Origin of the sequence: Alistipes sp. DJF_B185, assembly GCF_964250025.1 — a bacterium.
GTDB lineage: Bacteria > Bacteroidota > Bacteroidia > Bacteroidales > Rikenellaceae > Alistipes > Alistipes finegoldii.
On the sequence record NZ_CAXUDY010000015.1, the window covers coordinates 23981 to 44188 of the forward strand.

Consider the following 20208-nt stretch of genomic DNA (forward strand, 5'->3'; position numbering starts at 1 on the left):
AAAAGATTTGAAAATCTGCAAAATTCCGCCGATTAGGCCGCCGCCGCAAAAACGGCGTGGGCTTATTCCGCGATCGGCATTTCGACCCGGAAGCAGGAACCTTCGCCGACGGCGGAATCGACGCCGATTTGTGCGCCCATCTGCTCCGCGATGCTCTTGCAGATCGAAAGTCCGAGTCCGGTGCCCTGCGTGAAGGTGTCCACCTTGTAAAACCGTTCGAAGATTTTGTCCAGCTCTTCGGCCGGAATGCCGATGCCCGTGTCGCGGACATAGAGACTCAGCCGGTCCCGTTTGCGTTCGAATCCCACCGTGACGAATCCTTTTGGTGTGAATTTCAGTGCGTTGCGGATGAAGTTGGCCAATATCTGCATCAGCCCCTGCCTGTATTGGCAGACGGTGCAGGAGGGCAGTCCCTTTTCGACGTCCAGCACGACTTCCTCCGGAGTCTGCAGGCGGAACGTTTCGACGGCCTCGCGGCAGAGCGTCCGCAGGTCGAAACGGCTCTTGACCGGATCGATGCGTCCCGATTCGATGCGCGAGAGGTCCAGCACGTCGGATATGATCTGCAGCAGCAGTCCGTTGTTGAGCGACACGATGTCGTTGTACTCTTTGCGCACTTCGGGGTCCTCCTCGGTGGTCAGCAGCTGCGAAAAACCTACGATGGCGTTGAGCGGCGTACGGATTTCGTGGCTCATGTTGGCGAGGAACGCCGTCTTGAGCTTGTTGGACTCCTCGGCCCGCTCCTTGGCGGCGATCAGCTCCTGCTCGGTCTGCTTGAGCGCCGTGATGTCGTAATTGATCCCCAGCATGTCGATGACCTGCTCCTGCGGCCGGTAGTCGCGGCAGATGAGGTGGATTTTGATCCATGTCGTCCGGCCGTCGTCGTGCAGGACGCGGCAGGAGACCGATGCCGACTGTATCTCCCCGGACTCGAACTGCGCCAGCCGGTTCAGCAGCACCGTGCGGTCGTCGGGGTGGATATGACGGTATTTGCCGATGACGTCGCCGATGGCGGCCGTGTCGGCTTCGCCGTAGTTGCGCAGCCAGACGCTCTGCGCATAACCCTCTTTGTTGCAGAGGTTGTAGTTGGTGTATCCCACCTGCGCGTATTCGGAGATAAGGCGGAACAGCGCTTCGAATTCCGTGAGCCGGTCCTGCGTCTGGCGGAGTTCCGTGTTGTCGATGTTGATGAGCAGGTAGTGGGTGATTTCGCCCGTGTCGTTGTAGAGACACCGGATGCGGGCCGTCCAGTCGATGTAGCCGCTCCGGCTGGTGTCGTAATAGCTTCGGGCTTTCGAAAAATCGTAGCGTGTGGTGAAGTCCGTACCCCGGCCTTCGCGGATGCAGTCCTTGATCTCGGCCGAGAAGTTGGGGTTGTCGAAAATGCTGAGTCCCCGGATGCCTGCTGGATCGGTTACGCCGAACATTTCCAGATCGCGGGCGTTGATGTCCACCAGATGCCCTGTGCGGTCGTATATCTCGATGCCGATCGGGGCGTTCTGAATGACGTTGCGCAGCAGTTTCTCCTTTTCGTCGAGCGCCTGATGCGCCGTGACGACGTCCGTGATGTCGAGGATCAGGATCACGATCTCCGTCGCGTCGTTGGGGGTGTTGTAGAGGAAGCTGCGGCAGTAGCGGCCGGTTTTGGAGGCATGCCACTGGTCCATCTTGTAATCCCCCAGCCTGATGGCCGCCAGCTCGTCGATGTGCCGGTCTACGGGGATGTCTATTTCGCGGGCGGTCTTGTCGAGGTAATCGGCGGCGTCTACGCCCAGAATCTGCTGCGCCGTCTGGTTGACCGAGAGGAAAAGGTAGTCGGTCGCCCGGCCGTCGTCGTCGTAGAGCAGCCGGATGCGGAAGTAGCCGATCGGCAGGTGGTCGAGCAGCTCGTCCATGTGTTTGTTCTCCTTCAGCACCGCGTAATAGTTGCTTTCGAGCGTGAGGACGTCCGCCTCTTTCCGGCCGGCGACCGGAACGCGCTGGAGGTAGCCGAAGAGTTTGATGCCCTGCTGCGGGTCCGATTGTTTGCGGACGAGCTGCGTATGGATCCATATTTCGCCTTCCGGCAGTACGACGGGGAACGTTTCGTCGAAATGGTTTCCGACCTTGAGCGACAGGAATTCGTTGTGTATCCGTGTCCGGTAATCTTCGCGCGTCAGCGGCATCAGTTCCCCGACTGCGGCCCGGTTGCTGCCGAGTCCCAGCAGATCGACGATGTAGTCGGAGAAGAACAGTTCGCCCGTGCGGAAATCCGCCTTCCACCACCCCATTTGGGCCGCGTCGAGCAGCTGCATCAACGATTGAAGATCGGGAGCGCCGGAGGTAAACATAACGGAGTCGCAGTTAAGTGTGTGAAAGCGTGCGGGTGACGCGGGCCGGATTGCCGACGGCAACCGAATTCGCGGGAATGTCGCGCGTAACTACCGAACCCGCTCCAATTATCGCGCCGTTGCCGATCCGGACGCCCGGACAGACGATGACGCCGCCGCCCAGCCAGCAGTTGTCGCCGATGGTGATGGGCTTGCCGGCTTCGCGGCCTGTCGCGCGCAGGTCGGGGTCCAGCGGGTGGTGCGGGGTGAGCAGCTGTACCTTGGGCCCTATCAGCGTATTGCGCCCGATACGGATCGGAGCCAGATCGAGGAAGACGCAGTCGAAATTGACGAAAGAGCCTTCGCCGATATGGATGTTGTAGCCGTAATCGCAGTAAAAGGGCGCGCGGATGAATCCGGCTGCATTGGGACAGAGCTCGCGCAGAGCGGCGCGGTATGCTGCGTCGTGGCCGGGACATTCGGCGTTGAGACGGTGCATCAGCAGCGTGGCGCGGTCGCGGTCGGCCGTCAGCTCCTCGTTGCGCGGGTCGAACCATTCGCCCGCCAGCATCTTCTCTTTCTCGCTTTTCATACGAGCGGGATATTCGTTTTATTCGAACGACTGCAGTTCGATCAGTTTGGCGTAGATTCCTCCGCGGGCCATCAGTTCGGCGTGCGTGCCCTGCTCGGCGATGCGTCCGTGATCGACGACGATGATCTTGTCGGCGTTGTGGATCGTGCTCAGCCGGTGTGCGATGACTACCGAAGTGCGGCCCTCCAGCAATTTGTTGAGGGCGTCCTGCACGAGTTTTTCGCTCTCGGTGTCGAGAGCCGAAGTCGCTTCGTCGAGAATCAGGATGTCGGGGTTTTTCAACACGGCGCGGGCGATGGAGAGACGCTGCCGCTGGCCGCCCGAAAGTTTCACGCCGCGGTCGCCGATATTGGTCCGGTAGCCTTCGGGCGCTTCGGTGATGAAGCAGTCGGCATTGGCGATTCGGGCCGCCTCGACGATCTCCTCGTGCGAAGCTCCGGCCTTGCCCATGGCGATGTTGCCCTCGATGGTGTCGTTGAAAAGCACGGTGTCCTGCGATACGACGCTCATGTGGGCGCGCACGCTCTCCTGCGTGTAGTCGCGGATCGAAACGCCGTCGATGAGGATGTCGCCCGCCGTAACGTCGTAGAAACGCGGGACAAGCTCGCTGAGCGTCGATTTGCCGCCGCCCGACGGTCCCACGAGCGCCACGGTCTCCCCGCGTTTGATGTCGAACGAAATGCCGTCGATCACCTCGCGGCTGCCGTCGTAGGAGAAGTGTATGTCGCGGAATTCGATCTTGTCTTTCAGGCCGTTCAGCTCCAGCGCGCCGGGCTTGTCCTGAATTTCGCTCTGGGCGTCGATGATCGAGAAGATGCGCTCTCCGGCCGCGATGCCCTGATTGATGTTGGCGAACTGGTCGATGAAGGTGCGCACGGGGCGCGTGATCTGCGAGAACATGGCGACGAAGGCGATGAAGCCTTCGGGGCTGAGCGACCCCTTGAATACGAGCGAACCGCCGAATACGAGGATGACGCCCACGGCCGAGATGCCGAGGAATTCGCTCATCGGCGAAGCCAGCTGCTGGCGGCGCGCCATCGAGAGGGTCAGCCGGGCCAGATCGGCGTTCAGGTCGTAGAACTTCTGCTTGATATAATCCACGGCGTTGTAGCTCTTGATGACCTTGATGCCCGAAAGGGACTCGTCGAGCGTCGATACCAGCTCGCCCATGCGCTGCTGGCTCGTGCGGGCCGGGTGGCGCAGGCGTTTGACGATGCTGCCGATGATGAGGGCCACCACGGGCAGAAACAGCACCGAGAAGAGGGCCAGCTCCCACGATATGGCGACCATCATCACCGTGTAGCCGATGATGAGGAACGGCTCGCGGAAAGCCACCTGCAGGGTGTTGGTGATGCAGAACTGCACCACGCCGACGTCGGAGGTGATTTTCGAAATGATGTCGCCCTTGCGCTGGTCGCTGAAAAAGCCGACGTGCATGTCCACCACCTTCGAGAACATCTCGTTGCGCATGCGCTGCAGGGTGCGGGTGCGCATGTTCTCCACCGTCCACGAACCCAGATAGCGGAACAGGTTGCTCAGCAGGCTCACGAAAATGGTCACCACGGCGAGCATGAGCAGTACGTTTTCGGGGTTGTATTCGTTGAACAGATGCGAGTAGGTGAAGTTGAACAAGGCTGTCAGGTATTCCTGATTGAAGGCCAGCGGGGGAAGTTTCTCTACATATACGAACGTGTAGTCGGCGTCGAACATCGTCTTGAGGATCGGCATGATCAGCAGGAACGTGAGCGAGTTGAACAGCGCGTAGAGCAGCGAGTAGAAGAAATAGGGAATTGCGTACTTCTGGATGGGTCGGGCGAAACCCAAGAGCCTCATGTATATTTTAAGCATTACGGGCGGATTATTTGCAGGTTATGTGATAATCGGGACAAAGATAGGAATAATAATGATAAAATCGGACCCTGCGGGTCAAAAGTGCGAAGTTTAGGAGAAATAAGGGCCGAAAAAGGAAAAGAGGCGGGCGTTGCCGCTCACCTCCCTTCCGGTTCATAACCAGTGTCTTCCGATAAATGCGCCTTGTCGTTGGCGGCGGCCACGGCCAGTTGGTCGCAGCGGTTGTTCTCGACCGTATCGGCATGCCCCTTGACCCATACGAACCGCACGTTGTGGCGTCGGTATATGCGCAGGAAACGCATCCACAGGTCGGGATTCTTCTTGCCGGCGAACCGTTTCTTCTCCCAGCCGAACACCCAGCCTTTCGTCACGGCGTCCACGACGTATTTCGAGTCGGAATAGACCGTGACGTCCGACCCCTCGAACTTGAGCGCTTCGAGCGCCGCGCAGACGGCCGTCAGCTCCATGCGGTTGTTGGTCGTCAGGCGGAATCCCTGCGAAAGCTCCTTGCGGTGAGGGCCCGAAAGCAGCACCGCGCCGTAACCGCCCGGTCCGGGATTCCCCAAGGCCGAGCCGTCGGTGTATATGGTGATTTGTGCCACGCCGGATTATTTCAGCGCCGCCAGCTGCTCCCTGATGGCCGCGATTTTCGCTTCTGCGTCCGCCTGCTTGGCGCGCTCGTTCATGACCACCTTTTCAGGCGCCGACTGCACGAAGCGCTCGTTCGAGAGCTTCTTCATGACGCTTGCGAGGAATCCCTCGTAGTAGGCGAGACTCTCCGTCAGTTTCCCGATTTCGGCTTCGACGTCGATCTTGCCCGCCATCGGCACGAAATACTGGGTCGTCTTGACGATGAACGCCGCTGCCGCGGGGTCTTTCTCCGTCACGGTTTCGACGGCCGTCAGGTTGGCCATCTTCCGCATCACGGGAGCGTATTCGGCGGGGTAGTTCTCGTCGGCGATCACCTTGAGCGTCAGCGCTTCCTTCTGCGGCAGGTTCTTCTGGTTGCGTATGTTGCGCACCGAGGAGATCGCCTCCTTGGCCAGCTCGAACCGGGCCAGCAGGCGCTCGTCGGCTTCGACCGGCTGCGGCATGGGGGCCGTGCAGATCGACTCGCCCTCTTTGCGGGGCGCGAGGTCCTGCCAGATCTCCTCCGTCACGAACGGCATGAAGGGGTGCAGCACGCGCATCAGTTCGTCGAAGAATCCGCACGTCGCGGCGAACGTCTCCGCATCGACGGGCTGTCCGTAGGCGGGTTTCACCATTTCGAGGTAGAGACCGCTGAAGTCGTCCCAGAAGAGCTTGTAGGCCGTCATGAACGCCTCCGAAATGCGGTACGACCTGAAGTCCTCGTCGATCTGGCGCAGTGCGCGGCCCAGCGTCTGGCGGAACCATTCGACCGCCAGCCGGTTGTTGTCGTCCTGCGCGGCCTTGTCGTCCGCCGACCAGCCGTTCACCAGCCTGTAGGCGTTCCATATCTTGTTGCCGAAGTTGCGGCCCTGCTCGCAGAGCGCTTCGTCGAACATCACGTCGTTGCCGGCCGACGACGAAATCAGCATCGCCATGCGCATGCCGTCGGCGCCGTATTTGGCGATCAGGTCCAGCGGATCGGGCGAGTTGCCCAGCTGCTTGGACATCTTGCGGCCGATCTTGTCGCGGACGATGCCCGTGAAGTATACGTTGCCGAAAGGCTTTTCGCCGCGGTATTCGTAACCCGCCATGATCATGCGGGCCACCCAGAAGAAGATGATGTCGGGACCTGTCACCAGATCGTTGGTGGGGTAGTAGTAGCTTATTTCCTGATTGTCCGGATTGCGGATGCCGTCGAAGACCGAAATCGGCCAGAGCCACGACGAGAACCAAGTGTCCAGCACGTCCTCGTCCTGACGCAGGTCGCTCGGCTGCAGCGAGTCGTCGCCGGTCTTCGCACGCGCCTTTGCGAGCGCCTCTTCGGCCGTCGGGGCCACGACGTACCCGCCCTTGGGCAGGTAGTAGGCCGGAATGCGCTGTCCCCACCACAACTGGCGCGAGATGCACCAGTCCTTGATATTTTCCATCCAGTGACGGTAGGTGTTCTTGTATTTTTCGGGCACGAAGCGGATCGCATCCTCCATGACGGCTTTGGTCGCGGGCCGGGCCAGCTCCTCCATCGAGAGGAACCACTGCATCGAGAGCTTCGGTTCGATGGCCACGCCCGTGCGCTCCGAGTATCCCACGTTGTTGGTGTACTCCTCGGTCTTTTCGAGCAGGTCCGCCGCGGCGAGGTCCTTCTCGATCTGTTTGCGGACGTCGAAACGGTCCATGCCGACGTACATGCCGACCTTGTCGTTGATCGTGCCGTCGTCATTGAAGATGTCGATCGTTTCGAGACCGTATTTTTCGCCAAGCATGTAGTCGTTCACGTCGTGCGCCGGGGTGACCTTCAGCGCGCCCGTACCGAACTCGATATCGACGTATTCGTCGCGGATCACCGGGATCGAACGGTTCACCAGCGGCACGATGACGCGCGCATCGGCCGGCAGGGAGGCGTAGCGCGGGTCGTTAGGGTTGACGCACAGCGCCGTGTCGCCCAGAATGGTTTCGGGGCGCGTCGTGGCGACGATGATCGCCTTGTCCGTGCCTTCGATCTTGTAGCGCAGGTAGTAGAGTTTGCCGTGCGACTCCTTGAAGACCACCTCTTCGTCCGAAAGCGCCGTTTTCGCCGCGGGGTCCCAGTTCACCATGCGTACGCCGCGGTAAATCCTGCCCTTTTCGAACAGGTCGCAGAAGACTTTGATGACGCTCTCGGTGCGCGGCCCGTCCATCGTGAAGCAGGTCCGCTCCCAGTCGCACGAGGCGCCCAGCTTGCGCAGTTGCTTGAGGATCATGCCGCCGTACTTCTCCTTCCATTCCCAAGCGTATTCGAGGAACTTTTCACGCGAGAGCGACGATTTTTCGATGCCCTTTTCGTGCAGCATCGCCACGACCTTGGCCTCGGTGGCGATCGACGCGTGGTCCATGCCCGGCACCCAGCATGCGTTCTTGCCCGACATGCGGGCGCGGCGCACCAGCACGTCCTGCAGCGTGTTGTTGAGCATGTGACCCATGTGGAGCATGCCCGTTACGTTGGGGGGCGGAATTACGATCGTATAGGGTTCGCGCTGATCGGGTTCCGAGTGAAACAAGCGTTTTTCGATCCAGTAGTCGTACCATTTCGACTCGATCTCCTGCGGCGAGTATTTGTCTGCGATTTGCATAGGGATGAAATTGTTTTACTTCGTTATTTGACCTGCAAAGTTATTAACATTCTGTCAAAGATGAAATAAATATGACGAAAAAATCGTTACCTTTGCGACATTATATATTTGTAAGCTATGAGTAAAAAAGATAAATTCGAAACAATCGAAGTCGAAGACGTGAACCTGCTTCCCGATCTGCTCGACGGCAATCACCGCGTGATCCCCATCGTGACGGGCGGTGACGAAGTCGTCGAAGAGGTGGAGGTTCCTGAGATCATTCCGATTCTCACGCTGCGCAGCTCCGTGCTCTTTCCCGGCGCCATCACCCCCATTACGGTGGGCCGCGACAAGAGCATCAGTCTGGTGCGCGCCGTGAATGCCGAAGGCGGTATTCTGGGCGCCGTGCTGCAGCGCGAAAGCGACGTCGAAGACCCCGCGCCGGACGACATGTACAAGGTCGGTACCGCGGCGCGCATCATCAAGATTCTCGAAATGCCCAACGGCAACCTCACGGTGATCCTGAACGGCTTGGAGAAGGTCGAGATCCGCGAATACATTACTACCGAACCCTACTTCCGGGCCCGTGTCACCGCACTGCGCGATACCACGCCCGATCTGAAGAGCGTCGAGTTCGAAGCCCTCATGGACTCGATCCGCGACGTGGCGCTCAATATCATCAACGTCTCGCCGTCGATGCCCAAGGAGGCGGCGTTCGCCATTAAGAACATCGACTCCAAGCGCGGCATCATCAACTTCATCTGCTCGAACATGGAGCTGACGGACGAGGACCGCCAGTCGCTGCTGGAAGCCCCCGGCCTGCTGGCCCGCGCCCGCAAGCTGCTCGAAATACTGATCCGCGAGCAGCAGCTGGCCGAGTTGAAAAACCAGATTCAGGAGCGCGTGAAGCAGGAGATCGACAAGCAGCAGCGCGACTACTACCTCCAGCAGCAGATGCGCACGATTCAGGACGAGCTGGGCGACGGCGCCGACGCCGACATCGAGAAGATGCGCGAGGAGGCCAAGAAGAAGAACTGGCCCAAGGAGGTCGGCGAGACCTTCGAGAAGGAGCTGCAGAAAGTCGAGCGGCTGAACCCCGCCGTAGCCGAGTATTCGGTGCAGATGACCTATTTGCAGCTGCTGCTCGAACTGCCGTGGAACGACACGACCAAGGACAACCTCGACCTCAAGTGCGCCCGTGAACAGCTCGACCGCGACCATTTCGGTCTGGACGAGGTGAAGGAGCGTATTCTGGAGCATCTGGCCGTCATCAAGCTCAAGGGCGACCTCAAGTCGCCGATCCTCTGCCTCTACGGCCCTCCGGGCGTGGGCAAGACCTCGCTGGGCAAGTCGGTGGCGGCGGCGCTGGGCCGCAAGTTCGGCCGCATTTCGCTGGGCGGCCTGCACGACGAGTCCGAGATTCGCGGACACCGCCGCACCTACATCGGCGCCATGCCGGGCCGGATCATCCAGACCATCAAGCGGTGCGGTTCGTCGAACCCCGTGATTATCCTCGACGAGGTGGACAAGGTGACCGTTTCGAACCACGGCGACCCGTCGAGCGCACTGCTCGAAGTGCTCGATCCGGAACAGAACACCACCTTCCACGACAACTATATCGACATGGAGTACGACCTGTCGAAGGTGCTCTTCATTGCCACGGCCAACAACGTGGCCAACATCGCCCCGGCCCTGCGCGACCGTATGGAGATGATCAACATTCCGGGCTATCTGGTCGAGGAGAAGATCCGCATCGCCTTGGACCACCTGCTGCCCAAGCAGCGCGAGGCCCACGGCATCAAGGAGCAGGAACTCGTGATGACGCCCCAAATCGTCGAGGACATCATCTCCGGCTATACCCGCGAGTCGGGCGTTCGTTCGCTCGACAAGCTGCTGGCCAAGATCGCCCGCGCCCGCGCCAAGCAGATCGCTTTCGACGAAGCTTTCGCGCCCGAAATCACGGCCAAGGACGTCGAGAAGATTCTCGGCATGCCCAAGTTCCTCCGCGAGGAGTACGAAGTGGGCGGCATGACGGGCGTGGTGACGGGCCTTGCGTGGACCGAGGTCGGCGGCGACATCCTCTACATCGAATCGGTGCTGACTCCCGGCAAGGGCAAAGTCAGCCTGACGGGTAATCTGGGCGAGGTGATGAAGGAGTCGGCGACGATCGCCCACGAGTGGGTGATGGCCCACCACGCGGAGCTGGGAATCGACGCTTCGGCGTTCGAGAAGAACGACATCAATATCCACGTGCCGGAGGGGGCGATTCCGAAAGACGGGCCCTCGGCCGGTATCACGATGGTGACCTCGATCGTCTCGACCTATACCGGGCGCAAGGTGCGGGAGCGTATCGCCATGACGGGCGAAACGACCCTCCGGGGCCGCGTGATGCCCGTGGGCGGCGTCAGGGAGAAGATTCTGGCGGCCAAGCGCGCCGGCATCACCGAACTGATCCTTTCGGAGGAGAACCGCAAGGACATCGCCGAGATCAAACCCGAATACGTCGAAGGGCTGACGTTCCATTACGTGAAGACCAACGACGAAGTGCTGAAACTGGCGCTCGTCTGAAGCGAAGATGCAAGTAAAAGGTGAAAAGTTTTGATTTTCACCTTTTACTTTTTATTTTTATGGCTAAATAACCGAGACGATGAAATTTATCGCAATCATACCGGCGCGTTACGCCTCGACGCGCTTTCCGGGCAAACCGCTGGCGATGCTGGGCGGCAAGCCCGTCATTCGGCGCGTCTACGAGCAGGTGGAGGGCGTGTTGGACGACGCCGTGGTCGCCACCGACGACGAGCGTATCTACGACGCCGTGCTCGCTTTCGGCGGCCGGGCCGAGATGACCTCGCCGGACCACAAAAGCGGCACCGACCGTTGCTGGGAAGCCTATCTCAAACAGGGCAAGACCTACGACGTGGTGGTCAACGTGCAGGGCGACGAACCTTTTGTCCGGGCCTCGCAGCTGGAAGCCGTGAAACGCTGCTTCGACGATCCGGCGACCGACATCGCCACGCTGGTCAGGCCTTTCGCCGCGACGGACGGTCTCGAAGCCCTTGAAAATCCCAACTCTCCGAAAGTGGTGCTCGACGCGCAGTCGCGCGCCCTCTATTTCTCGCGTTCGGTGATCCCCTACCTGCGGGGCGTCGAACGGTCGGAGTGGCTGGCGCGCCATACGTTCTACAAGCATATCGGTCTCTATGCGTTCCGCACGGAGGTCCTGCGCGCGGTTACGGCCCTGCCGCAGTCCGCGCTCGAAAAGGCCGAGTCGCTCGAACAGCTCCGCTGGCTGGAGAACGGCTATAAGATCGGCGTGGGCGTTACCGATGCCGAGACCATCGGCATCGACACGCCCGAAGATCTGGAGAAGGCCGAAGCCTTCCTGATCAGGCATGGAAAATGAAAAGTCGGGAGTCGAAGCCCGGCTGCTTGGCGGGCGGCGGCTTCCCCGGCCTTTGTTCTTAACTCATAATCGAATCTTATGAAGATCAAATTTATCGCCGGACCGTGCGTCATCGAGTCTGCCGAACTGCTTGACACCGTGGCGCAGCGTCTTGTGGCGATCAACGAAAGACTCGGCGCGGACATCATCTTCAAGGCGTCGTTCGACAAGGCCAACCGCACCTCGATCTCGTCGTTCCGCGGCCCCGGACTCGAAAAGGGGCTTCGGATGCTCGCCGACGTGCGTGCGAAGTGGGGGCTGAAGCTGCTGACCGACATCCATGAATCGTGGCAGGCCGCGCCCGTGGGCGAAGTGGTCGACGTGATCCAGATTCCCGCGTTCCTCTGCCGCCAGACCGACCTGCTGGTCGCTGCCGCGAAGACGGGCAGGACGGTGAATATCAAGAAGGCGCAGTTCCTGTCGGGCGCCGACATGCTCTATCCCTACGAAAAGGCCCGCGATGCGGGCGCTTCGGAGATATGGCTCACCGAGCGCGGCAATATTTACGGCTACAACAACCTCGTCGTCGATTTCCGCAATATTGCGGACATGCTGCGCATCGCTCCGACTGTGGTGATGGACTGCACCCATTCGGTGCAGCGTCCCGGCGCCGCAGGCGGCAAGACGGGTGGCAACCGCGAATTCGTACCCGCCATGGCGCAGGCCGCCAAAGCCTTCGGCGCCAACGGCTTCTTCTTCGAAGTGCATCCCGACCCGGACCATGCCAAGAGCGACGGCCCGAACATGCTGCAGCTCGACGAACTGGAAAACCTCATTAAAACTCTGCTATAATGACCGATACCACGAAAGCCCAGATTCTCGATCTGGCCCGCAAGGCGATCAACACCGAACTGCTGGCGCTCAAGCGCATGAAGGAGACGTTGGGCGATAACTTCGCCGACGCCGTCGAAATGATCCTTTCGGGTCAGGGCAAATGTATCGTTACGGGCATGGGCAAGTCGGGGCTGGTGGGGCGCAAGATCGCCGCGACGCTCGCCTCGACCGGTACGCCCAGCTTCTTCCTGCATCCCGGCGAAGCCTTTCACGGCGATCTGGGCATGATCTCGAAAGAGGATGTCGTGCTGGCGCTCTCCTATTCGGGCGAGACCGACGAAATCCTGAAAATCGTGCCTTTCATCCACTCCAACGGCAACAAGCTGATCTCGATGACCGGCAATCCCGAATCCGCGCTGGCCAAGAACTCCGACGTGCACCTCGACGTGAGCGTCGAAGAGGAAGCCTGCATCCTGCACCTCGCGCCGACGACCTCGACCACGGCGCAGATCGCCATGGGCGACGCGCTGGCCGTGTCGCTGATGCAGATGCGGGGCTTTACGAGCGTCGATTTCGCACGCCTGCATCCGGGCGGAAGCCTCGGACGCCGCCTGCTGATGACCGTCGGCAACGTGATGCGTTCGCATGATCTTCCGGTCGTGGCGCCCGACTGCTCGGCGACGGACATGATCCACGCCATCAGCAAGGGCGGATTGGGACTCATCATCATCTGCGACGGCGACCGCATCGAGGGTATCGTGACCGATGGCGACGTGCGCCGCGCCATGGAGCGCCGCCGCGCCGAGTTCTTCAACATCAAGGCCGCCGATATCGCCACGCCGAATCCGAAGACGATCTCTGCCGACCGGAAGCTGATCGAAGCCGAGAAGATGATGACCCGCAACAAGGTCACCTCGCTGCTCGTGACCGACGAAGCCGGCAAATTGCAGGGCGTGATCCAGATTTACGACATAAAACTGTAGCGGGTGTTCATCGTACTGCTGACTTACAAACTGCCGCTTGCGGAGGTCGAACGGCACCTCGCGGCGCACCGCGAATACCTCGACCGTCAGTATGCCGCAGGGACGTTTCTCTGTTCGGGGCCGCAGAATCCCCGGACGGGCGGCGTCATTCTCTGCCGCGCCGCGGACCGTGCTGCGGTCGAGACCCTGACGGCGGAGGACCCGTTCCGCATCCACGGCGTCGCCGATTACGAGATCATCGAATTCTCGCCCGTCAAACGCCTGCCCGGATTCGAAGCTTTCCTTTGATTTAACCGTTTGCTTAACCCGACCGATATGAAATCCTTCCTCTTCTCTCTTGCCGCGCTGGCCTTGTGCGGAGCCTGTTCGCAAAATACCGGGGTTACCTCCCCCGACGGCACGATCCGTCTGGCGTTCGCCGTAGACTCCGCCGGACGCATGACCTATTCGGTTACGGACGGCGGTGTCCGGCTGTTCGAACCTTCCCGACTGGGATTCGAAGCCGCCGAGGCCGATCTCGGCGGTGGTTTCGCCGTCGAGCATGTGTCGCGCACGAGCGTCGATGAGACGTGGACCCAGCCGTGGGGCGAGAACAAGGAGAACCGCAGCCGTTACAACGAAATGGCCGTGCGGCTGTGCAACGGCGGCGGCGTGCGGCTGACGCTGCGCTTCCGGGTATTCGACGACGGGCTGGGATTCCGCTACGAATACGAAGCGTGCGGGGCGGATTCGCTCCGTGTGACGGACGAACTGACCGAATTCCGTTTCGCCGCCGACGGCGATTCGTGGACCATTCCCGCCAGCTTCGACACCTACGAACTGCTTTACCGCAAACTTCCGCTGAGCGAACTGGCCGACGCCAATACCCCCGCGACGTTCAAGGTCGGCGGCCTCTACGGCAGTATCCACGAAGCGGCCTTGTACGACTTTCCCGAAATGACGCTTCGCAAGACGGACGGACTTGCGTTCAAATCGGATCTCGCGCCTTTGCCCGACGGCACGAAAGCGCATGTCGGCAATAAATTTACGACCGCGTGGCGCACCGTGCAGCTGGCGCCCGATGCCGTGGGGCTGATCAATTCGTCGCTGATTCTCAATCTGAACGAACCTTCGAAGATCGGGGATACGAGCTGGATCCGTCCGATGAAGTACGTCGGCGTGTGGTGGGGCATGCACCTCGGCGTCGAGACGTGGGCGATGGACGACCGCCACGGCGCGACGACCGAAAACGCCAAACGCTATATCGACTTCGCGGCGGCTAACAATATTCAGGGAGTGCTGTTCGAGGGCTGGAACGAAGGCTGGGAGAACTGGGGCGGCAGCCAGTCGTTCGACTTCACGAAGCCCTATGCCGACTTCGACATTGCAGAGATCGTGCGTTACGCTCGCGAACGCGGGATCGAGATCATCGGCCATCACGAAACGGGCGGCAACATTCCCGATTACGAACGCCAGCTGGAGCGCGCCGTCAAATGGTACGCCGATTTGGGAATACACAACCTCAAAACGGGCTATGCCGGCGGTATCTCCGGCGGCAACAACCATCACGGGCAGTACATGGTGCGCCATTACCAGCACGTGGTCGAGACGGCCGCGAAATACCGGATGACGGTCAATGCGCACGAACCGATCAAGGACTGCGGCATCCGTCGCACGTGGCCCAACATGATGTCGCGCGAAGGTGCGCGCGGCAAGGAGTGGGACGCTTGGAGCGCGGGCAATCCGCCGTCGCACGAAGTGACGCTTCCTTTCACGCGCCTGCTCGCCGGGCCGATGGACTTCACGCCCGGCACGTTCGACATTCTCTATGAAAATACGCGCAACTCGCCGCGCCGCAAACTCTGGAACTGCGGTCCTGAGGTCGATATGCGCGTGAATACGACCCTTGCCAAGCAGATCGCCGAGTGGGTGATCATCTATTCGCCCGTGCAGATGGCTTCGGACCTGATCGAAAATTACGAGGGGCATCCCGCCTTCCGGTTCTTCCGCGACTTCGATGCGGACTGCGACTGGTCGCGCGCGCTGGCGGGCGAACCGGGCGAATTCGTCGCCGTGGTGCGCCGCGCGGGGGAGAATTATTTTCTGGGTGCGGCGACCGACGAACAGCCCCGCACGCTGTCGCTGCCGCTCGACTTCCTGAAACCCGGCACGAAATACCGCGCGACGATCTACGCCGACGGTCCCGATGCCGATTGGAAGACGAATCCCACTTCCTATACCATTTCGGAACGCGAAGTCTCGGCCGCCGATACGCTCGAAGTGGCGATGGCTCCGGGCGGCGGGCAGGCCGTGAGCTTCATGCCCGCGATGTAGCGGCGCAAGTCGTCGGGAACTCTCGGCCCCGAAGCCCTCAGCCCCGGATGTAATGCGGCATCTCGGCGGGTATTTCCATCGAAATCTCCACCAGACCGCCTACCTTGTCCCCGGTCCGCCAAGCCGTCTGATAGATCATCTTGCGGACTCCCTGTTTCTCGATGGTGTAGGCGTTCGAACCGCCCTCGGCCGTCAGGCGGCGGATGATTTCGCGCGAACGTTCGTTGTGGCAGCCGAAAAGATTGCTGCCGATCAGATTGCCGTGCCGGATATAGGTCGCACGGGCTTTCTCGTTCATGTAAAGGATCACGCCTTCGGTGTCGCAGACCGTGACGGCGCAGTTCATGCCGTCGGCCCAAGGGAAAGGATTTTCTGTCGTCATGGCTGTTCGTTTTGTGTCGGTGGGAAGAGAGCCCCTCTCCTTGCGGAAAGAGGACGGCTGCATCTGCGCGGGCCGAGGGTCACTGCTGTATCTTGACCAGCTGTTCGCGGTAGGCGTTCAGGATGCGGGATTTGGAGATGAAGCCCATGTAGCGGTTCTGTTTGTCCACGACGGGCAGCATCCACGTATGTTTGTCCTCGAACTTCTGGACGACGCTCTGGATGGCTTCATGCTCCAGAATCTTGTCGGGCGGCTGAATCATGTAGTCCGAAATCGGATGGCCGTATTTCTCGCGTTTGAACATGTCTTCGCGCAGGTCGTCCAGCTGGATGATGCCGAGCAGATGCCCGAAGTTGTCGATCACGGGGAAGATGTTGCGGCGCGCCGTCGAAATGATGTGTACGATGTCGCCCAGCGTGAAGTTCTCCCTGATGCGCAGGAAATCGGTCTCCATCAGTTCGTCGAGTTTCAGGAAGACGAAGACCGACTGGTCCTTGTCGTGGGTCAGCAGCTCCCCGCGCAGGCGCAGCTGCTTGGTGTAGATCGAATCCGGATCGAGGTAGTAGTCCACGGCGAACGAGATGCAGGCGGTGATCATCAGCGGAATGAACAGCCCGTAACCGTTCGAGAGTTCGGCGATCAGGAAGATCGAAGTCAGCGGCGCCTTCATCACGCCCGACATGACGCCCGCCATGCCGACCAGCGTGAACGAGACGATCGACACGTCCCAGTCGAAGAAGGCGCTGCACAGCAGGGCTATCGACGCGCCCGTGAATGCGCCCACGAACAGCGACGGGGCGAATGTTCCGCCCACGCCGCCCGCGGCGTTGGTCGAAGCCATGGCGATGACCTTGAAGAACATCGTGGCGATGACGAAGAGTATGACAACCCAGTCGATGTCGCTGAAACGGTAGAAGAGCGAATTGTCGAAGAGTTTTTCTGCCTGTCCGTGCATCAGCGAGGTGAATCCTTCGTAACCCTCGCCGTAGAGCGGCGGGAAAATGAAGATCAGGACTCCGAGCACGGTGCCCCCGACGATCCACTTCTTGTACTGCTTGTCGATCTTCTTGAAAAGCGTGCTCACGCGCAGGTTCGTCGAGGTGAAATACCACGACATCAGTCCGCAGCATACGCCCAGCAGGATGAAGAGCGGTATCTGCCAGAGTTCGAACGCATCTGCGGGTGCCAGCGTCACGGCCAGAATCGGGTCGAAGCCCCGCAGCATGAAGGCCATCGTCGTGGCCGTGATCGAGGCGATGAGCAGCGGAATGACCGATCCTGCGGTGATGTCGAGCATCAGGATTTCCAGCACGAACACCACGCCCGTGATCGGAGCCTTGAAAATGGCGGCCAGCGCCGCGCCGGCGCCGCAGCAGAGCAGCAGCGTGGTGTGCTTGTAGTTGAGCCGCGCGATCCGTCCGACATTCGAGCCGATGGCGGCTCCCGTCAGCACGATGGGGGCCTCAGGTCCCACCGAACCGCCGAATCCGATGGTCGTGGCGCCGCCGACGATCGAGGTCCAGCAGTTGTGGCCCGCGATGCGCGAATTGCGGCTCGACATGGCGTAGAGCACGCGCGTGACGCCCTCCGAAATATTGTCCCGGACGATGTATTTGACGAACAGCGTCGCCAGAATGATGCCGACGGCGGGGTAGATCAGGAACAGGATGTGGGCGCTGTCCACCGGAAACCAGTTGGTCAGTCCGTATTTGATGCCGTACAGCAGCATCTCGAACAGATAGGTGCCCACTCCGGCGAGCACGCCGACGACCACGGCTAGAAGCATCATGATCTGGCTGTTGCTCAGCCGCCTCGTAAGGCGGAGGAACGTGCGGTAGATGTGGTCGGCGCGTAAGTTCAAATCCGTCGCGGTTTTATTGCTGTTGCTGTTTTATTCCTTGTGTGCGAAATGTTCGGCCTGACTTGCGATCAGCTCCTTGTCGTCGAAGTAGTCGATCTTCATGGCGCGTTTCACGTCGGCGAGCGTTTCGGCGGCGACTTCGCGGGCCGCTTCCGACCCCGCGCGGAGGATTTCGTACACCTCGCCGATGCGTCCCTCGTAATATTTGCGGCGCTCGCGGAACGGCTCCAGCATCTCGTTCAACACCGCGATCAGGAACTTCTTGACCTTCACGTCGCCCAAGCCTCCGCGGCGGTAGTGGGCTTTCAGCTCCTCCAGCGAAGGGTAGTCGGGCAGGTATTTCGGGAAGTGTTCGGGACGGCTGAAGGCGTCGAGGTAGGTGAATACCATGTTGCCCTCCACCTTGCCCGGATCCTCCACGCGCAGGTGGTCGGGATCGGTATACATGCCCATGACCTTCTTCTTGATCTCATCGGCGCTGTCCGACAGGTAGATGCAGTTGCAGAGCGACTTCGACATCTTGGCTTTGCCGTCGGTTCCCGGCAGCCGCATGCAGACCGCGTTTTCGGGCAGCAGAATCTCCGGTTCGACCAGCGCGGGGCCGTATACCGTGTTGAATTTGTGGACGATTTCGCGCGTCTGCTCGATCATCGGCTCCTGATCCTCGCCCGCGGGTACGGTCGTGGCCTTGAAAGCCGTGATGTCCGCCGCCTGACTGATCGGGTAGGTGAAGAATCCGACGGGAATGCCCTGACGCTGCTGGGTGTCGCCCTCCGTGTTGTTCTCGGCAAAGCCGCGCAGCTGGATTTCGGCCTTCACGGTCGGGTTGCGCTGCAGGCGCTGTACCGTGACGAGGTTCATATAGTAGAACGCCAGTTCGCACAGTTCGGGAATCTGCGACTGGATGAAAAGCGTCGATTTGTTCGGGTCGAGACCGACCGAAAGGTAGTCGAGGGCGACTTCGATGATGTTCTGGCGCACCTTTTCGGGGTTGTCGGCGTTGTCGGTCAGCGCCTGCGCGTCGGCGATCATGATGAAGATGCGTTCGAACTCGCCCGACTCCTGCAGTTCGACGCGGCGGCGCAGCGAACCCACGTAGTGTCCCAGATGAAGCCGGCCCGTCGGACGGTCGCCGGTAAGAATGATTTTTCCCATAAAACGATTAATCCTCCGCTTGACGAATTTAAGTTATCTATGGCTTCGGGGCAGCTCCAGAGATGCGGAATTCGCCAAGCTCGCATTACGGCATCCTCGATGCCGGTTCCACATCCGGAATCCTGCCCAAACTCCCTTTCTGCCGGGAGTTCCGGCTTCCCCGCGGCACTGAAACTGCGGTGAAAATCAGTGCCGGCTCTCGTTTTTTCGGTATTTTGTGGACAAACATACGAAAAAGCGCGCGGGCGACCTAATAAAGTTGTTGTTTATAGATTTTTTTTATATTTTTGCTCGTCGGAATAATTGTCTACTATGACTATAATTCAGCTTGAATACCTGTTGGCCGTAGCCAACTGCGGCAGTTTTTCGCTGGCCGCCGAACATTGTTTCGTGACCCAGCCCTCGCTGAGCATGCAGGTCAAAGCCCTCGAAGAGGAGCTGGGCGTGGTGCTGCTCGACCGTTCGAAGAAGCCCGTGATCCCGACCGAAGCGGGCGACGTGGTGCTGGAGCGTGCCCGCGAAACGCTGCGGGCCTATAACAACATCCGCGAATCGGTGGCCGAACTCAAGGGCGAGACGTCGGGTAAACTCCGGCTGGGCGTCATCCCGACCATTGCTCCGTACCTGCTGCACAAATTCATCCCCGCTTTCGTGCGCGATTATCCCAAAGTCGAACTGGAGATCTCCGAGATGATCACTTCCGACATCGTCGAGGCCCTCAAGCGCGACCGTATCGACGCGGCGCTGGTGGCCAGCGGCACCTGCGGCGAGGGGATTCTGGAGCAGGAACTCTTCAACGACCGTTTCTTCGCATACGTTTCGCCCGAAAACGCCCTTTATGAGCGCTCAAACATCCGCATCGAGGACATCGACCTGCGCGATCTGGTGATTCTGAGCGCAGGAAACTGTATGCGCGACCAGATCATCGAACTCTGTCAGGCCAAGCGCGACATGCCGTCGCACTACTCGTTCGAATCGGGTTCGCTCGATACGCTCATGCGCATCGTGGACTGCACGTCGTGTCTTACGATCATTCCCGAAATGGCTGTCGAATACATTCCCGCGGATCACCGCGACCGGCTGAAGATGCTGGCCAAAGGCGCCACGTCGCGCAAGATCGCGGTCGCCGTGCGCCGGACCTATGTCAAAAGTTCGATCATCAAGGCCCTGACCGATACGATTATGGCCAATGCCCCGGAGGTCGGGAACTGACGTGCTTTTCACGAAATGAATGCGCCCGGCGGTTTTTTCTGCCGGGCGCGTTTTGTTTTTCGGATCCTGTCTTTTCGTTCCGGTCTGTGGCGCGTTGCTGCTCCGGTCTGTGCCGCGCC

General features: G+C 60.2%; 15 protein-coding genes. 7 read left to right on the top strand and 8 right to left on the bottom strand.

Annotation, left to right across the window (positions count from 1 at the left end; translation table 11 throughout):
• Positions 1-62: 62 nt before the first annotated feature.
• The 5 genes from ACESTR_RS13625 to ACESTR_RS13645 form a co-directional block, all read right to left on the bottom strand.
• Positions 63-2330 carry an ATP-binding protein gene (locus ACESTR_RS13625; RefSeq protein WP_373179371.1) on the bottom strand — a complete coding sequence of 756 codons (2268 nt, stop codon included), beginning with the start codon at positions 2328-2330 and terminating at the stop codon, positions 63-65.
• A gap of 13 nt (positions 2331-2343) precedes the next feature.
• The gene (locus ACESTR_RS13630; RefSeq protein ID WP_278713693.1) at positions 2344-2901 is read right to left on the bottom strand and encodes a sugar O-acetyltransferase; all 558 of its coding nucleotides are present in this window, start codon (positions 2899-2901) and stop codon (positions 2344-2346) included.
• Between the two features lie 18 nt (positions 2902-2919).
• The gene (locus ACESTR_RS13635; protein WP_130062823.1) at positions 2920-4749 is read right to left on the bottom strand and encodes an ABC transporter ATP-binding protein; all 1830 of its coding nucleotides are present in this window, start codon (positions 4747-4749) and stop codon (positions 2920-2922) included.
• Between the two features lie 140 nt (positions 4750-4889).
• Positions 4890-5354 (bottom strand): ribonuclease HI, encoded by a 465-nt coding sequence (rnhA, locus tag ACESTR_RS13640; RefSeq protein ID WP_009598701.1) that lies wholly within the window; start codon positions 5352-5354, stop codon positions 4890-4892.
• Between the two features lie 6 nt (positions 5355-5360).
• Positions 5361-7988 carry a valine--tRNA ligase gene (locus ACESTR_RS13645; protein ID WP_130062825.1) on the bottom strand — a complete coding sequence of 876 codons (2628 nt, stop codon included), beginning with the start codon at positions 7986-7988 and terminating at the stop codon, positions 5361-5363.
• A 117-nt stretch (positions 7989-8105) separates the two neighbouring features.
• Between ACESTR_RS13645 and lon the strand changes: the two genes are divergently transcribed.
• From lon to ACESTR_RS13675, 6 genes are all read left to right on the top strand, one after another.
• Entirely contained in the window at positions 8106-10535 is a 2430-nt protein-coding gene (gene lon / locus ACESTR_RS13650; protein WP_302574608.1) for an endopeptidase La, read from the top strand.
• A gap of 79 nt (positions 10536-10614) precedes the next feature.
• On the top strand, positions 10615-11370 hold the full coding sequence (kdsB, locus tag ACESTR_RS13655; RefSeq protein WP_130062827.1) for a 3-deoxy-manno-octulosonate cytidylyltransferase: 756 nt from the start codon (positions 10615-10617) through the stop codon (positions 11368-11370).
• 78 nt (positions 11371-11448) lie between these two features.
• On the top strand, positions 11449-12201 hold the full coding sequence (kdsA, locus tag ACESTR_RS13660; protein ID WP_130062828.1) for a 3-deoxy-8-phosphooctulonate synthase: 753 nt from the start codon (positions 11449-11451) through the stop codon (positions 12199-12201).
• A complete protein-coding gene (locus tag ACESTR_RS13665; protein ID WP_009598708.1) occupies positions 12201-13166 on the top strand; it encodes an SIS domain-containing protein in 966 nt (321 codons plus the stop codon). The genes kdsA and ACESTR_RS13665 overlap by 1 nt, the downstream gene beginning before the upstream one ends.
• Before the next feature lie 3 nt (positions 13167-13169).
• Entirely contained in the window at positions 13170-13454 is a 285-nt protein-coding gene (locus ACESTR_RS13670; protein ID WP_009598702.1) for a YciI family protein, read from the top strand.
• A 27-nt stretch (positions 13455-13481) separates the two neighbouring features.
• A complete protein-coding gene (locus ACESTR_RS13675; RefSeq protein ID WP_195559885.1) occupies positions 13482-15479 on the top strand; it encodes a glycoside hydrolase family 97 protein in 1998 nt (665 codons plus the stop codon).
• 37 nt (positions 15480-15516) lie between these two features.
• On the opposite strand, the gene ACESTR_RS13680 is transcribed toward ACESTR_RS13675, so the two are convergent.
• The 3 genes from ACESTR_RS13680 to trpS form a co-directional block, all read right to left on the bottom strand.
• A complete protein-coding gene (locus tag ACESTR_RS13680) occupies positions 15517-15861 on the bottom strand; it encodes a hypothetical protein (RefSeq protein ID WP_014776012.1) in 345 nt (114 codons plus the stop codon).
• 79 nt (positions 15862-15940) lie between these two features.
• On the bottom strand, positions 15941-17722 hold the full coding sequence (locus tag ACESTR_RS13685; protein WP_014776013.1) for a chloride channel protein: 1782 nt from the start codon (positions 17720-17722) through the stop codon (positions 15941-15943).
• Positions 17723-17752: 30 nt separating this feature from the next.
• Positions 17753-18877, bottom strand: a complete 1125-nt coding sequence (trpS, locus tag ACESTR_RS13690) for a tryptophan--tRNA ligase (protein ID WP_130062832.1) — start codon at positions 18875-18877, stop codon at positions 17753-17755.
• Positions 18878-19189: 312 nt separating this feature from the next.
• On the opposite strand from trpS, the gene ACESTR_RS13695 reads away from it, so the two are divergent.
• A complete protein-coding gene (locus ACESTR_RS13695; RefSeq protein ID WP_009598692.1) occupies positions 19190-20089 on the top strand; it encodes a hydrogen peroxide-inducible genes activator in 900 nt (299 codons plus the stop codon).
• Positions 20090-20208 lie beyond the last annotated feature (119 nt).

What these genes read in the sequence shown, in the direction of transcription:
- ACESTR_RS13625 (WP_373179371.1), bottom strand. Translation starts at nt 2,330, where the DNA reads ATGTTTACCTCCGGCGCTCCCGATCTTCAATCGTTGATGCAGCTGCTC.
- ACESTR_RS13630 (WP_278713693.1), bottom strand. Translation starts at nt 2,901, where the DNA reads ATGAAAAGCGAGAAAGAGAAGATGCTGGCGGGCGAATGGTTCGACCCG.
- ACESTR_RS13635 (WP_130062823.1), bottom strand. Translation starts at nt 4,749, where the DNA reads ATGCTTAAAATATACATGAGGCTCTTGGGTTTCGCCCGACCCATCCAG.
- ACESTR_RS13645 (WP_130062825.1), bottom strand. Translation starts at nt 7,988, where the DNA reads ATGCAAATCGCAGACAAATACTCGCCGCAGGAGATCGAGTCGAAATGG.
- lon (WP_302574608.1), top strand. Translation starts at nt 8,106, where the DNA reads ATGAGTAAAAAAGATAAATTCGAAACAATCGAAGTCGAAGACGTGAAC.
- kdsB (WP_130062827.1), top strand. Translation starts at nt 10,615, where the DNA reads ATGAAATTTATCGCAATCATACCGGCGCGTTACGCCTCGACGCGCTTT.
- kdsA (WP_130062828.1), top strand. Translation starts at nt 11,449, where the DNA reads ATGAAGATCAAATTTATCGCCGGACCGTGCGTCATCGAGTCTGCCGAA.
- ACESTR_RS13665 (WP_009598708.1), top strand. Translation starts at nt 12,201, where the DNA reads ATGACCGATACCACGAAAGCCCAGATTCTCGATCTGGCCCGCAAGGCG.
- ACESTR_RS13675 (WP_195559885.1), top strand. Translation starts at nt 13,482, where the DNA reads ATGAAATCCTTCCTCTTCTCTCTTGCCGCGCTGGCCTTGTGCGGAGCC.
- ACESTR_RS13680 (WP_014776012.1), bottom strand. Translation starts at nt 15,861, where the DNA reads ATGACGACAGAAAATCCTTTCCCTTGGGCCGACGGCATGAACTGCGCC.
- trpS (WP_130062832.1), bottom strand. Translation starts at nt 18,877, where the DNA reads ATGGGAAAAATCATTCTTACCGGCGACCGTCCGACGGGCCGGCTTCAT.
- ACESTR_RS13695 (WP_009598692.1), top strand. Translation starts at nt 19,190, where the DNA reads ATGACTATAATTCAGCTTGAATACCTGTTGGCCGTAGCCAACTGCGGC.